1 protein-coding gene is annotated in these 230 nt (G+C 32.6%); it reads left to right on the top strand.

The annotated features are described in order from the left end of the window. Window positions 1-230, top strand: a 230-nt coding sequence (locus AOA59_RS32880) for a hypothetical protein (RefSeq protein WP_218212223.1), incomplete at both ends; no start/stop codon positions are given.

Raw genomic sequence — 230 nt, 5'->3', positions numbered from 1 at the left:
GAACAAATAGCCGTTGTTACGTTGTGAAATATGAGGAGCATTTAAAAAAGAAAACGAAAGTACTCCTATTTGATCAGGATACTCCTGTTATCTTTGCAGTAATTGATCAAAGTGGTCGTTTCCTCGATTCATTTTATTTATCAAACAAAAACACAGAGGAAGCTACAAAGATGGTAGAAAAACACAAGAAAAATGTTGAGCGAAAAAAGAATCATAAAGTAACACAAGAT

It is taken from the genome of Pseudomonas sp. 2822-15 (assembly GCF_002742515.1).
GTDB lineage: Bacteria > Pseudomonadota > Gammaproteobacteria > Pseudomonadales > Pseudomonadaceae > Aquipseudomonas > Aquipseudomonas salomonii.
The sequence above is the reverse complement of the archived record's forward strand: the minus strand, read 5'-3'. Positions and strand labels throughout refer to the sequence as shown.